Source organism: Parabacteroides sp. AF48-14, assembly GCF_003477465.1.
Taxonomy (GTDB): domain Bacteria; phylum Bacteroidota; class Bacteroidia; order Bacteroidales; family Tannerellaceae; genus Parabacteroides; species Parabacteroides acidifaciens.
Map to the genome: position 1 here is coordinate 51,600 of NZ_QUDI01000019.1, position 15,703 is coordinate 67,302.

Annotated in this window: 9 protein-coding genes; 4 read left to right on the forward strand and 5 right to left on the reverse strand. The window is 43.5% G+C overall.

Annotated features, from left to right (window positions below; all coding sequences use genetic code 11):
• Window positions 1–54 precede the first annotated feature (54 nt).
• The 5 genes from DW083_RS10580 to DW083_RS10600 all read right to left on the reverse strand — a co-directional run bounded on the left by DW083_RS10580 (window position 55) and on the right by DW083_RS10600 (window position 8,669).
• Window positions 55–624, reverse strand: a complete 570-nt coding sequence (locus DW083_RS10580; protein WP_115499978.1) for an RNA polymerase sigma-70 factor — start codon at window positions 622–624, stop codon at window positions 55–57.
• An 85-nt stretch (window positions 625–709) separates the two neighbouring features.
• Window positions 710–2,827, reverse strand: coding sequence for a right-handed parallel beta-helix repeat-containing protein (locus tag DW083_RS10585; protein ID WP_122332346.1), 2,118 nt, complete (start codon window positions 2,825–2,827; stop codon window positions 710–712).
• Between the two features lie 649 nt (window positions 2,828–3,476).
• Window positions 3,477–5,717, reverse strand: a complete 2,241-nt coding sequence (locus DW083_RS10590) for a DUF2339 domain-containing protein (RefSeq protein WP_122332347.1) — start codon at window positions 5,715–5,717, stop codon at window positions 3,477–3,479.
• Between the two features lie 25 nt (window positions 5,718–5,742).
• Window positions 5,743–7,971 carry an alpha-L-arabinofuranosidase C-terminal domain-containing protein gene (locus tag DW083_RS10595; RefSeq protein ID WP_370039005.1) on the reverse strand — a complete coding sequence of 743 codons (2,229 nt, stop codon included), beginning with the start codon at window positions 7,969–7,971 and terminating at the stop codon, window positions 5,743–5,745.
• Window positions 7,968–8,669 carry a glycoside hydrolase family 43 protein gene (locus tag DW083_RS10600; RefSeq protein ID WP_122332348.1) on the reverse strand — a complete coding sequence of 234 codons (702 nt, stop codon included), beginning with the start codon at window positions 8,667–8,669 and terminating at the stop codon, window positions 7,968–7,970. The genes DW083_RS10595 and DW083_RS10600 overlap by 4 nt, the downstream gene beginning before the upstream one ends.
• Window positions 8,670–8,859: 190 nt before the next feature.
• Between DW083_RS10600 and DW083_RS10605 the strand changes: the two genes are divergently transcribed.
• The 4 genes from DW083_RS10605 to DW083_RS10620 all read left to right on the forward strand — a co-directional run bounded on the left by DW083_RS10605 (window position 8,860) and on the right by DW083_RS10620 (window position 15,638).
• Window positions 8,860–9,432: an RNA polymerase sigma factor gene (locus DW083_RS10605; protein WP_122332368.1), complete on the forward strand. Its 573-nt coding sequence runs from the start codon at window positions 8,860–8,862 to the stop codon at window positions 9,430–9,432.
• A gap of 90 nt (window positions 9,433–9,522) precedes the next feature.
• Window positions 9,523–10,512 (forward strand): FecR family protein, encoded by a 990-nt coding sequence (locus tag DW083_RS10610; RefSeq protein WP_122332349.1) that lies wholly within the window; start codon window positions 9,523–9,525, stop codon window positions 10,510–10,512.
• Between the two features lie 143 nt (window positions 10,513–10,655).
• Window positions 10,656–13,970: a TonB-dependent receptor gene (locus DW083_RS10615; protein ID WP_122332350.1), complete on the forward strand. Its 3,315-nt coding sequence runs from the start codon at window positions 10,656–10,658 to the stop codon at window positions 13,968–13,970.
• A gap of 12 nt (window positions 13,971–13,982) precedes the next feature.
• A complete protein-coding gene (locus DW083_RS10620; protein ID WP_122332351.1) occupies window positions 13,983–15,638 on the forward strand; it encodes a RagB/SusD family nutrient uptake outer membrane protein in 1,656 nt (551 codons plus the stop codon).
• Window positions 15,639–15,703: the final 65 nt, after the last annotated feature.

The following is a 15,703-nucleotide window of genomic DNA, read 5'->3' on the forward strand; positions in this document are numbered from 1 at the left end:
GTCTCTAATAAACGAATCAAGAGGCAAAAACCCCCAAAGAAGTTAATGCCTTTTTTAATTAGCAAATAAAAATATCAGCAAGGGGAGATAATCTTTTAATTCGACCCGGATCTTCTTATAGGCAATATTCATCTGGTTTTCAACTGTTTTAAGCGATATATTCAGTTCTTCGGCTATTTCTTTCTGCTTCTTTCCCTCTATTTTACTTTTAATAAATATTTCCCGGCATTTTTCGGGCAATGAATCTATTGCCTCCGTAATAATTCTTTCAATATCTTGTTCCAAAAGCATAGATTGGTCAAACAATTCCAGAGAAGCAAGCTTCACACGCAAAGTTGCCTGATACTCTTCTTGCATCACGCTGACAGCTTCTTGCACAACAACCCGATGGCGCAACAGATCGATGCATTTATTTTTAATCGAAGTAAAAAGGAATGCGACCAGATTGATATTATAAGTAAGTATTTCTTTCTTTTCCCACAGTTCGGTAAACACATCCTGCACAATATTTTCCGCATCTTCCTCAGACAATACATATTCCAAAGCGAAATATTTCATCCGTGAAAAATAGGAAACATATATATCCTCAAAATTATATGGCGATATTTTCTTCTCTACTATCATCTCCTCTTAATTGTTGCAAAGAAAAGCAAAAGATATTACAATGCCGCCCGCAGGTCCATGATTTAACATTTTGTTACGTAGCCGTTTACTGGTAAACAGGCAAGGCGTCAAACTGTTCCTTCAACTCATCCGTCAACACAGCCTTCATTTTCCACTCCTGATCGCCATATACCCCTGCACGAGAATAATCAAAAGGCTTAAAACCTATTTTCTTTGCCACACGGGGATTACTAAACCTGAAATCGAATGCATCGGGATTAACAAATAACGGATCTGCAATTATTGAATGCTTATCTTTCCCTAACTTTTTCCAGTCGGAAAAGCTCAATCCATGAAAATCCGGCTGCGGGGCACGCCGGTCCCAATAGCAGTTCCGGTCGATGACGGTTTGGGCCTTAAGCCATGAGTCACTTCCTTTATCCATGTACAAAAGACCTTTGCCGAAATAAATAATATTGTTGATAAACGAAAAGGATAAATGTTCTTCCGGGCGTGTAAGTTGCATTTGTGAAAGCAAGTTGAATGCAAAAATATTGTTCCGGATCACATTTTCCCTCCCGTAATGTTGATGGAAACCAGCGCTCTTACACTTATACACCAGGTTATTCTCCATACAGACCCCATAAGAGCCCTCGTCGGTATATAATCCCCAGCCGCCATAAGTAAACGAATGGATATGATGAATCACGTTATTGCTCACTGTTGTTCCTTCCGAAGCGCCAAGCGTATATACACCTCCCATATCGCTCAACTCTCCCCATCCAAGATGATGAATGCGGTTAAATTCGATTTTATTGCGTTTGGACGGACTCGGCGCATAGCCCCATATCCAACCGACGGAAACGCCCGTATATCTGAGATCGGCAATATCATTGTGGGTAACAGTGTTATCGCTTCCATGAAAGATAATCACTCCGACCGCACAGGGGAACACATATCCGCCATGCTGTATGATATTGTTATGCACAGTAATGTGATGGGTGGCAGCAGTCTCCCCCTGCCCAGTCTTTATAAATCCAGGCGAAGAATAATCCCCTATTTTAACACCGCCTCCTCCTAAATCATACAGATGGCAATGTTCTACCTTGGAATAGGAACAATGCTTACGGAACCAAATGGCATACTGTCCCGTACGGGCTATATCGCAATTGACAAACTCAATATTATTGGCATAATCAAGCATAATGGCAGCATCTATACCGGCAGCCGCCTGCATAGGTTCATTTCCTTCCGGCGGCGTACGATAGGCAGTCGCTTCGAAACAGATATTTTCAAATCGGACAGAAGAAACTACCTTTCCTTCGTCTCCGGTTATAGTTAGAAGTTTATCGGTAACAGGATATACACATTCCGTATTCTCAATCGTTTCGCCCGGTAAAGGGATATAATACAGATACCCGTCGCGTTGCAGAAACCACTCGCCCGGACTGTCCAACGCCTTCCGGTAATTTTCCACGACACAAAGACTTTGGCCGTCGATCTTATTATAAACACGCATAGCTTCACCGGTAAAACATATAGTCGAATCAAGGGCATTGATATGTTCAACCCGCTTACGGGTATTGTCCCACTTATGATAAAAAACCATCAGGACATCATTCCATTCACTCTTATCGATATCATTCAGGACTGGCAAATATTCCGCCGGTACTACCATTTTCTGTACGGCAAAAGTAGGGCCTTGTGAACCGGAAGCATCCAGAACCGTTTCCTCTATTCTTTTCACTTTTACAAACTCGCCCTTATTTGGGGTCTGTGCCCGGAAACGTCGCTGGCCATTCACATACAATTGTTCGAAATAGAATCCTAAATCTGCAACCTCAGGAATATAAACACGCCAAAGCCCGGGTGTCACTTCCTCAAAACGATCCGTTTTCTTTCCTCCGCACACGACCGGCCTGTCATTTTCATCACCGCGAAATATCACCGGCGCCTGCGGTGTTCCGGAATCTTTTCCGGTAAGCATCCATGCGTGAGAAATATAGTAAGTCCCGGATTGTACTTCCACAAAAATCGTATCTGTAATCTGCTTATCAAGACGTAACTCCCTGATTTTGTCCCTGGCGCCTTCAAAAGTGGCCAAAGGTTGATGCAAAGAGCCGGTATTGCCATCATCTCCACGCAGAGAGACATAAATCTTCACACTTGCATCGAGTGTTTGAGAGAGCAGACAGATTGTAAATGCTAAAAAGATAGACTTCATACGATATTGTTTTATGGTTCAGCGACTAAATATACGATTTATATCTTCACTCTCATTCGAGAACATCCAAAAACTTTTAAATAACTCCCCTGCAAGTGATTGACACAATCGGATAAAAAATTACAACAACCCCCTTTTTGCGCACTTTTCTATTTCGTCCGAAATCTTGATCAATTTTGGATTGACTCTTTTCACGGTTTAAGCCATTCACTTTGACACCGGACGGAACAAGCCGCCGAGGTCATTCCGGAAAGCATGCAATTTGATTGCTAAAAGACTAAAACACCGACAATGTGATAAACCTTAACTCCCGGAGAATCGCCTGTAGCAAAATAAAACGGACGGCGTTCCAAATATCTCAAGGAAATTCAGGGGCTTTTTTGCCCTAAAGACGGTCCTCTTTCCAATTACGACCGTCCTAATCGCCATTGTGACCGTCCTAATCTTCGCGAGGTGCCGAGTGCACTACACATTAGCACGGTCACAGTGGCAAAGAGGACGGTCGTAATTGGGGAAAACACTCAAAAAAGGAGAAAAAGTCCCTTTTTGAGGTTAAAAAAATGGATTAACATTTGTTTACTCTCGGAGATCTTTTAAACCTAAAAAATGCGTTTTTTACAATAAGGTCCCCCGGGAGAGTTGAAAATTGTTACTCAAATAAAACCTTCTTCAACTTCTGGTAAAGGAACGAGAGAAGCAGCAGGATAACGCCCAGGATGATAAAGATGACGATCTTGCCGATAGTCGGTAACAGCCATAAATCGATAATGACAAGTTTGAGAAGGACAAGGCCGAATGTGCCTAAGCTGATCATTCGCAAAGATTTTAGATGCAGGCGCATACCGATTGCCATCTCTACAAAACCGGCAATAATCAGGGAAATGGAGAAACCGGCATTCATCTCGTCAGCGAGTGAAAGCTGACACAACAAGCTGCGGACAGCAAGCACCAATAACACAGTCGAAAGGATACTGATATAGCCCGTCATCCGGCTGGCCGCCCCGGAGCGGTAGTTGAAGACGGCATAATATTCCCTTGCCAGCAAATAAATATGTGCCACGATAATAGCCACAGTCAACCATCCGAGCGTCTCTAAATCCGTCCACATAAGATAACGGTTCAGCAAAACAACCTCCATATACCAGACTACCGAAATGAACAGCGAAAGAGCATACAGCCGGTAATAACGCTCCACCGGAAAACGTTTCCGCATAACAATAAGCATGATAAGAAAAGTGGCAGCCGTAAACGACAGCATCAGCCCTTGCGACAAATACCAGTCACCCACATTCCGCGCAAATTCGATCATAAATGCCGTATAAAGAACCGCACAGCCATCCAAAAGGGTGATGGCATTGAACGGCGAATATTTCAGTACGGAAGTCGTGCCAAACAGTTCTTTCTCCCTGAACAGAAGCCAGGCAGCCAACAAAAACGCCAAGCCCACGAAAACGCCCGTCGCAAACATCCCATTCACAAACAGGGACGGCCTCGAGTCAGTACCCAGTACCGCTTCAATATCCATCCAATAGGAAACGTTCGTCAAAAAGAAAAGTATCGCGACAAAATATTCATATACCGGTATCCTCCATTTGATAAAGAGCCACAGGACAATCACCATCTCCGACGCCCACAGCAAAGTGATGAACGTCCCGTCCAACTGGATCGGAATCGTGATAGAAAGGAAGGTCAGTGCCAACCCGATCAAAACAGAGGGCAACAAACCGTTTTCCGTCTTCCGTCGGTTGAGAACAAAGGCTATCACAGCATTAACAGCGGCAATAAACAGCGTAAACATCCCTTTTACAGGCCGTTCGGGACCCATTTCCCGGAGGAACCAAAGACAGATAAAGAGGAAAAGGAAATTATTCAGGACCACGACAGCCATCAATAGCTGGTTGATCTTACGGCTGTCCGAACGAATCACGGATACAATCGGCAACAGGAAAATCAGGTAGAATAGGGTGACGAAGAGCAGCAGGTGCACTAATTGCGTATTGGAGGCAATCTCCAGATCAGCCGCACACGAATAGCCCAACAGGATCAGGTAGCTGGCCGCAAAGCATACAAGCGGCAGCTCGCCCCATTTCTTATAGAGGGAAAGCCCGAACATCCCTAAGTTCAATATCGTCAAGTAGCTGAACAGCACCAGATAACTACCCATGCCATTGCTGACCAAGAAAGGAGAAATAAATCCGCCGACAAGGGCGATAACGGACAGTTCCCTCCGGTTATAAAGGACGGACAGCACCGACATCCCGATCGTCAGCACCACCAATATGATAAAAGCCGCCGCCTGATTAAACAGCCCGTAATAATGGTAAGCCATCGCAACCGTCACATAGAAAACGGCAAAAGCGCCACCTGCCAGCAAGGAACTGAATGCGCGGTATGTCTTTTTCAGTTTCTCCGAGATCAGCAACAAACCACCGCCGACAAGAAATCCCAACACAGTGCGGAACACTTCATTAATCCAATCCTTATCGATTGCATACTTCACGAACAAGCCCACGCCGACAACCAATATCAGGATACCGATCTTTCCGAACAGGTTTTCCCCTATATATTTCTCGTAATTAACGGGCTTGCGTTGCCTTTTAGGAGCTTGCGGCTTCGGCGTTTCTAACGTTACCGGTGTTTCATGGGGAAGAACGTCATCCGGCTTTACCTCTACGGACAATATCGGTATATGATATTCTTCTTCAACCGGTTTAACCGAAACTGCATCCTCCTTCTTCTCTTTCTCTGCCACCGGATGTCCTTCCAACTGCTTCCGCAGACTGTCGATCTCTTTTTTGAGAGATTCGATATTAGTGGAAACTTTACCTATATGATTATACAGGCTGATCCATACGACAAGAATGAGTAAGACGAAAAATGCAGCTTCCATAATGTCACTGTTTAATTAACAGCGACTAATATACGGATTTTATCTTGAATCTGATTACCGTAAACGAATATGCCGGCAATTCGCAGGTAAATTCCTGTCCAACTTCGCAATCAGAGCTTTGAGGTTCGAGGTTCTTATCTTCCAATGCTCCGGACAGAACAGTCTTGACGGCGCGTGAACCGGCAGCCGTAACACCCTCCAGATGAACCTGTGCCCGGGTTGCAGACGGCAGGATATTCACCATTTTCAGGATCAAGTCGCCTGTCTTGCTGTCCTTTACAACTGATACGGGAAAACGTTTGGCAATGTCTTCCGACGAATCGGACAGCTTCACCGTACTCGGCAGATATTCGTCACCTGCATTCTGCCCGTATAGCTGCTGGACGTAATAGTTCACCGTCGGTTTCACAGTCTGATTATCGAAATAGATCAAATCCGGATTCCATTGCGTATGCCCCTCTTTCGCCAATAGCGGGGCATAGGAAGCCATGCTGACAACATCGCCGTTACGCTCCAGGGAAGTCATATAAGTCGCTTCAGCCAACGAGACTTCCAGGTTGTTCGGACGCCCGGGAAGATGGGCGGCATATTCGCCCAAATAGACCTTCGCTCCCTTCCGGTCGTAGGAATCGTAGAAATGCTGGTTATTCAAGAACCAACCGGGTGTCTGGTAGTAATGTTCATCCACCATCGGCACGCCTAACTGATTGACAATGGTCCAACCCTCTTCATAATCGGTCCCTTCATTGAACGGTCCGGCCGTACCGATTACGGTTATCTCGGGATGTTTCGTTTTCAATGCCTGGTAGATCATGGTGAAACGTTCCTCAAAGGCATCCGTTATCTGGTCTTCGTTGCCGATACCGATATATTTCAAGCGGAAAGGTTCGGGATGGCCGGCTTCGGCACGCCTCCGTCCCCATTCTGTAGAGGCATCTCCGTTTGCATATTCCACCAGGTCCAGGATATCCTGTATAAAGGCATCCATGTCGCACATCGGGATTCCCTGTTGTCCGCCACCTTGCGAGTTCTGGCAACACACGCCGGCAGCAATCACCGGGACAGGTTCCGCATGGATATCTTCGCAATATTGGAAGAATTCGAAATAGCCCAATCCTTTTGTCTGGTGATAGCCCCACAGGTTCCGCTGCGGCTTACGGCTTTCCAGCGGGCCGATCGTTTCTTTCCAGTTATATATATTATGCACACCGTCGCCATGTGCCAGGCAGCCACCGGGGAAACGCATGAAACGCGGATGCAAGTCGGCTATGGTCTGCGCCAGATCGGCACGCAGGCCGTTCTTCCTGCCTTTAAACGTGTTCTGAGGAAAAAGCGAAACCATATCCAGATGCACTGCACCCGTCAGTTTCGGTTCAAGTGACAACACTCCTGCGCGTACATCCGCATTGGCAACCAATACCGTATGCTGCCGCTTCCATTCCTGGGAAGAGACATTCACTGCCGACTGTGCCACTTCCCTGCCGTCTTGATCCAACAAACGGACAATCATCTTGCCCCCCTTGCTGCCTTCCGGAAGACGCGCAAAAAGCGAGAAATCATATTTGTCCCCTTTTTTCAAAGAAATCCCGTCAAAACCGTCGTTCTGCAAAGTAACGCCCGGATTTGCCTGAAGCACTGCATAATGCGGGTTATTTTCGTGTAAAGGATTCTCAACGGCTATCGTAACAGGTGAAGAATGCCCTCCTTCCCTGACACTCCATGCATAACCGCTATCCCAGCCTTGACGCGCACCATCCTCGGGGGAGTATTCAAAGTCGCGGTTCTGGATCAGTTCGGCATACAGACCGCCGTCGGCCGCATAGTTCAGGTCTTCAAAGAAGATACCGAACAGGTTATCACTGATCTTCTTTGCCCGGTTGCCATGAACGGTGATTTCCGCCTCTACAGGGATAGCCCCTTTCAGGGAATCCGGCAGGGCAAGGCGCTCGTTGCGCAACTTTTCGCGGTGCTGGAAGGCGGAGACTTCCGACAATAGATTATCGACAAATTCCTCCGAAACAGTGATAATAGAGCCATGTTTGGCATCTTTCGGAATCGAAATACGGTCGGTCACATCCTCCCAGGTATGGAAATCGCGTGTCCGTTTCGCTTCATAGCGGTGACGGGTATAGGCATCCATATAAACCACATAGCTGCCGTCGGACAGCGGACAGACGGCAGGTCCTTCCACCCAGTCGGTCGCGAAAGGCTTATCTCCGGTCGGGATGTACGGACCTGCCGCATGGTCGCTCACAGCAACCGACAGTTCTTTCTTCGCCTTCGGCAGATTCGTTCGTCTTTATAGAGCATATAATATTTCCCGTCTTTCTTCTGGATGGTCACGTCGATCACATTATGTCCCGGATCGAAAAACATCTTTGCCGGAGAAAATGTTTTGAAATCCTTTGTCGTGGTATAATACATCCGGTGGTCGTATTTCTCTCCCTGCTCGGTTTTCCATTCGCCGTTTTCCTTGATCGTACTGGCCCAATAGATCACATATTGCCCGTTTTCCTCATCATAGATCATTTCGGGAGCCCAACAGTTTCTCACTTCATAGCCCTCCATTACCTTCGGATAGGACTGGCGCGACCAGTGCACAAGGTCTTTGGAGCAGGCATACCCGATGGCGTTGCCGTCCCAGTTGAGTGTCCAGATGCAATGCCAAAGCCCGTCCGGCCCTTGCATGACAAAAGGGTCGCGCATGCGTTTATCGGCATGCCAGGTCCCGTAATCGGATTTCAGGAAACTATGTTCCGGTCCTATAGGATTCCAGGTATATCCGTCCTCACTCCAGGCCAGATGCATCCCGTTACGGTTTTCATTCTTATCCGTAAAATAGGCAAACAGATAGCGTATATCGGAAGAAGACGATGTCTTTGCCAGCGAAAATACTCCCGGCAACAAGAACAAGATCAAGATCAAGATAAAGAAGGAAAGATGTTTTCTCATAAGATGACTGCTTTTCAGGTATTACATAAATCAATAACTTATCACTCCGGCAAAAATAAAGAAAAAGTGTAAGAATATACACTATTTATTATTCAAAATGGTGAAGAAAGAGCTTTAACAGACTATTTTTAAGCATTTCTATTTGTTTTATGTACATTTGTACATCGATTATACATTCATATCCACCAGCATGAATCAACATCCGGAAATTTTAAGACAGCTAAAAGAAGGATCTTACAAAGCGTTCAATTCTTTATATGAACAATATTTTGACTTGTTATATGGCTTTATCTTCGGACTCACCCGTTCGCATGAGCAAACCAGGGAATTGGTGCAGGAAGCCTTTATAAAAGTATGGATCAACCGGCAAAAAATAGATATGAACTTATCTTTTAAAGCCTGGTTGTTTAAAATGGCACAAAACCAATTGAAGGACCAACTGAAAAAGCAGTTCAACAATCCTATTTTTGAAGATTACCTGATTCATTGCTCCGATGAACAATTATCCCTCAACGAACAGGATAGCTTCGATTTCGAGGCATTCAATCAATCTTTGGCTAAAGCAAAAGAAAAACTGTCTCCCAGGCAGGTTCAGATATTTGAACTGACAAAAGAACAAGGACTATCCGCCACAGAAGTTGCCAACAGATTACAAATATCCGAACAGTCCGTTTATAACTACCTTCATCAGGCATTAAGCATTCTCAGAAAAGAAATGTCTGCTTTCTACACTCTGTTTTTCATGTTCTTTTTACATTCATAAATATCTCAATAAAGATATGTTTTACAACACACGAAACCATTAAGTAGATTTCCGTCTTTCTATCGTATTTCCTATAAACAATCTATTACTATGGTTCAAGAGGAGATCAAGACATTATTCAAAAAATATATATACGGACAACTCACAAGTGAGGAAGTTGTACGGTTGAAAGCACTTATCCAAAATATGGATGACCGTTCTTTAGAACAAAATCTATCCCAACTGTGGGATACCTGCCATGTTTCCGGAGAAAGAAATATCGAAGCGTTCGATACTATCTCGAAAAACATGAAAGAGATCATTCAACCGCAAAAAAAGATAAGCTTATTGGGATATTTGGGTAGAATCGCTGCTGCCGCAATATTTTTATTACTTATCGCTTTAACCGGTTATCTCTATACAGACAAGATAAATATACAAACAGCGATCGCACAAATGTACACGATATCTGCCGAAAAGGGAGAACGTGCATCGGTTACCCTCCCCGACGGGACAAAAGTTTATCTCAATGCAAAATCCACCTTATCCTATCCGGCTTCTTTTTCACTGAATGAAAGAACCGTCCAGTTAACCGGAGAAGCCTATTTTGAAGTAAAACATGATGCAGATGCCCCTTTTATTGTAAAAACTGAAGAAATCCAAATAAAGGTATTAGGAACGACTTTCAACTTATATGCTTATCCAGACGATTCATGGTTCGAAGCCTCCTTAGTCGAAGGCTGCATAGAAGTTACCCCCTATAAAAACCCGGAAAAACAAGTGCATCTTTCCCCAAACCAAAAAGCCCGCTACAACCATGAAACGGGAGAAATAAACGTAATGGGTACGGACCTGAGAGTCGAAACAGCCTGGAAGCGGGGAGATCTGATTTTCAAAAATCAACCGTTCAAAGAAATAATCGGGCAATTGGAGATATTCTATGGCGTCAATATAACTGCAGATGGAAAATATCCGGAAGAGCTATTTACGGGAAGCTATCACGAGAACGACATCATCCAGGTTTTGAAAAACCTGCAACAACATTATGCATTCGAATATCAAAAATCAAGGAACGAGATCTCTCTTAAATTCACTAAATAATCATTCTAAAAGAACAGGCATTATGAATTCTTCTTAAAAAAAGCCGGAGAACCCATGCAGATCTCCGGCAAGTCAATACTTTAAACACAAAAGCCAAACCACCACGTTAGGCTTTAAGTATCAACAAAAAATTATTTAAATCTATGTACTATCAAATTATCCAACGCAGTTTAGTGTGTAAAGATACTATTTTCAGATTTATACAGCTGCTACTTATCTCTATTTTTTTAGTTTGTCCGACAGAAATTTACGCGCAAAACTCTCAAATCAGCATTTCTGTTAAGAATGTTTCACTCAAAGAGTTATTAACAAGCATCGAAAAACAGTCCGATGTCAGGTTTTCTTACATCGAAAAGAATCTCGACCACAAAAAAGATATTACCATCAATATCCAGGACGAACCGGTCGAAAGATTACTGGATCGCATCCTTCCCGGTAAAGGAATGGAATATACCCGAACAGGAAATACGATTGCCATCAAACTTATCCAGACACAAAAGGATAAGCTGAAAAAAGTAAGCGGAACCATCACTGACAACAGAGGTGAACCGATCATCGGTGCCAATGTAGTACAAAAAGGGACAACCAACGGCATCATTACAGACGTAGACGGTAACTTTTCTCTTGAAATACCGGAAGGAACAACTCTTGTTATATCTTACATCGGCTATTTATCCCAAGAAATCCATACGGGCAATCAATCCGTCTTAAAGATAAAGATGGCAGAAGACACACAAAATCTGGAAGAAGTAGTTGTTGTCGGATATGGTGTCCAAAAGAAAATCAACCTGACGGGGTCTGTTGAAAATATCACAGGATCAGACCTGGCGAAAAAGCCCGTTGGACAAACCTCAATGGCTTTACAAGGGATGTCATCGGGTGTTACAGTCCAACAAACATCAGGACAGCCGGGTAAAGATAACGGGACCATCCGCATACGCGGTATCGGCACATTAAGTTCTGCCAATCCTCTGATTTTGGTCGACGGTATCGAATCGGATATCAATTCGGTAGATCCGAGTGACATCGAAAGCATATCAGTTTTGAAAGATGCGGCATCGGCTGCAATCTACGGATCGAGAGCTGCAAACGGAGTTATCCTGATAACGACAAACCGTGCAGAAAAGAGTTCGTTTAAAGTCAACTATGACAACTACATCGGGTGGCAATCCCCAACATCCATGCCGCAAAACGTTTCAGGATATGACCATATGGTGATGATAAACGAAGCAAACCGGAATGTGGGAAAAGTAGAACCTTTTACACAAGAATATATCGATGAATACCGTAAAAATTCACCATCGGACCTCTATCCTGAAACTGATTGGAGGAAAGTCATGCTGAAAGAGAAAGCCTTGCAGCATAACCACCATGTCAGTATCAACGGAGGTGGTGAAAAAGTAAGTATCTTAGGATCTCTTTCTTATCTGAATCAGGACGGTATAACAATCAACACGAATTATGAACGTGTAAACCTACGATTGAATTCCGATATAAACCTGCATAAAAGACTCTCCGCTAATTTTGATATTTACTTTATGACGGATAACAATGCTACTCCTTCTGCCGGTATGCCCTGGTATTTCCTCAACCGTTATCCGAATAACCTGCAAGGTAAAAATGAAGATGGTTCCTGGGGAATCGGATGGGATGGTACGAACACCTGGGCGCAAGAGAACGATGGAGGGATGACACATGAAAAAAATTATTCCGCCAACATCAACTTCAAAGTCAATTACCAGCCTGTAGATGGTTTAAACCTAAGTTTCCAATATGCTCCTAAATGGAATTTCATCCACTACAAGAAGTTCGGAAAAACGGTTAACTTATACTATCCAAGCGGAGATTTATACAATCCGACTCCATATAGGGCAAATATGACTGAAAAGTACAGCAAGAATGTCACCAATAATCTGAAAGCTTTGGTAACTTATGACAAATCATTCAATGCTCATAACCTATCATTATTGGCGGGATTCGAACAAATAGACTTCCGGGGAGATTGGCTAAACGGGTTCAGGGATCAATATTTATTGGAGAACTACGAAGTGCTAAATGCCGGCTCACCGGCAAACCAAGCTGCAACAGGTTCTGCCAGCGATTGGGCCCTACGCTCCGTATTCGGCCGCATAAACTATAACTACAATCAAAAATATCTTCTCGAAGCCAATATCCGCTACGATGGATCTTCTCGTTTCGCTCCCGGATTAAAATATGGTGTATTCCCTTCTTTTTCCGCTGGTTGGAGAATATCCGAAGAATCCTTCATGAAAGATATCGAATGGGTCAATAACCTGAAAATAAGAGCCTCGTGGGGAAAATTAGGGAATCAGGACATCGGGAACTATCCATTTGTATCGTCCGTTTCATTGGGGATGGATTATGTTTTCAACGGTGCAGTTTCAGCACCGGGCGGGGCGGTCACAGACGCAGCCAATCCCAACATCACATGGGAATCAACAGCAATGACGAACATCGGATTCGACGCGACCCTTTTTTCCAAACTATCGGTCACAGCGGAATATTATGTTAAAAACACATCCGATATTCTTCTTAAATTACCGATACCTGGAACTTCCGGGTTAAATCCGGCTTATCAAAATGCCGGAAAAGTAAGAAACAAAGGATGGGACATTACACTCAGATATAATGATAGAATCGGCGATTTCGAATATGGGATCGGTGTTAATCTGTCGGATGTCCATAACGAAATAACAGATCTGGCAGAAACAGGGCCTTACATTTACGACCGGACAATCCACAAAGAAGGTTATCCTATAACTTCACTCTATGGATTAGAGGCAGAGGGACTATTCCAAAATGCAGATGAAATAAAAGACCATGCTTCCCAATTTGGAACAATATTGGCACCTGGAGATATCAAATATAAAGACCAACTGACAATTGATTCAGATGGTGACGGTATTATGGATAAGGCAGACGGGATCATCAATGCTGACGACCGGGTGATAATGGGAGACTATATGCCACATTACACATATGGTATCGACTTTTACGGAAAGTATAAAAATGTAGATCTGTCTTTTCTGTTGCAAGGAGTAGGCAAAGCAGACGGGTACATCGACCAACAAGGAGTATTGGCATTCTATATGGGAGGTACGGCACAAGAATGGCATAAGGATCACTGGACGGAAGAAAATCGGAATGCATCTTATCCACGACTTACATTCAATTACCCGAACAATGAACAAGTATCTTCGTATTGGATCAGGGATGCATCTTATCTCCGATTAAAAAATCTCCAGGTAGGATATACGGTACCCAACCGGTTTGTTAAAAAGGTATTCTTGGATTATTGCCGCGTATTCTTCAGTGCACAGAACCTCTTTACCATTACAAGCTTTTATGATGGATTCGACCCTGAAGCTCCTATTGGCAGAGGCGATTTCTATCCTATGATGAAAGTCTATTCATTCGGGCTTAATGTAAAATTCTAAAAACTAATCACCATGAATAAATATATAAAACTTATAATCAGCGCATTTACTTTCGGATGTATTTCATGTTCAGACTTTTTGGAGAAGTATCCATTGGATAAACCTTCGGATGCGACCTTCTACAGTACGGAAAGCGAACTAACGATGGCTGTTAACGGCATTTATTTTAAGAGTATGTATTTCCAACAAGCAGCCTCTCCTTTGAACCTTGTTTTGGATTGTGCCTCCGATATCGGCTGGGACCGCGATCAAGGTAGTGACCTACAATTGTTAGGTGAAGGATTGCATGTACCGACAAATGAAACTTTTAATAAAATATGGTTCAACTGTTATACTGTGATCAACCAATGCAATATGCTTTTAGCCAATATGCACAAAGCACAGTCTATCACAGATCCTAAGATATATACGAGAATAGAAGGTGAGGCTCGTTTTTTCAGAGCTTACCACTATCATTTATTGGTTAACTTCTTTGGCAATATACCTTTGTTGACCGAGCCTCAATCTATCACTGATAAACCGGCCCAAACCGACAGAGACCAAGTTACCGAGTTCATTTTAAATGAGCTGGAGGAAACGGCCAAGCTATTGCCGATACAATATACAGGCGATGATATTGGCAGGGTAACTCAAGGATGTGCGCTTTCCGTAAAAGCCAGGGAAGCCTTATTTTCCAAGAAATGGGATATTGCAGCCGATGCCAGTAAACGTATAATAGAATCGGGTATCTATTCTCTGGATCCCAACTACAATAACCTTTTCAATAAGCAGAATAAGCAAAGCAAGGAAGTTATTTTCTTCGTGCAATATTCGCGCGTAAACCAACAGACTCACGGTGTTCCTGGTAACCTATTCTCACGTATGGCTTCCGGATATTCCAACAAAGTTCCTGCACAATCACTTGTCGATTCTTATTACTGTACAGACGGTTTGCCTATTAACGAATCAAGTCTTTACAATGCAGCCACTCCATTCAAAAACCGGGATTTACGGCTGGAAGCAACCGTTGTCGTACCTGGCAGTACATTCCAGGGCTACCAGTTCGAAACACATCCTGACAGTTTGGAATGCTGGGATTACAATGTAACTCCTGCGGTACGCAGAAACAATCAGGACGTAACAAATCCCTATGCTACATTCTCCGGATATTGCTGGAGAAAATACACGGATGAAGAACAAACTTTCAGGCTGAAAAGCGAGCTGAATATCATCCTGATCCGTTACGCGGAAATTTTATTAATGTATGCGGAAGCGATCAATGAATTAGGGAGAATGGATAATCTTGGATACGAAGCCTTAAACTTAGTTCGGGAAAGGGCACAAATGCCGGCTATCAAACCGGATACACAGGAAAATATCCGAAAGTTGATTCGTCAGGAAAGAAAAGTAGAATTTGCAATGGAAGGTTTGCGCTTCTTTGATATCAGAAGGTGGAAAATTGCAGAATCTGTAATGAACGGGAAATTGTATGGAAGACCTGTAAGGGATTACCTGCCTAACTATATCCCGACATTCGACCAAAACGGCATGCCTCAATATGATGCGTATGCTGAAGCATTACGTTCTTTCGATAACAGAACATTCAATCCTGATAGAGACTATCTATTCCCGATTCCTCAAAAAGAATTGGATATTAACAAAAATCTGAAACAAAACCCCAATTACTAATTAAGAACAGCCATGAAATACAGACATTTGTATTTCATGGCTGATTTAAATACGAACAATTAATT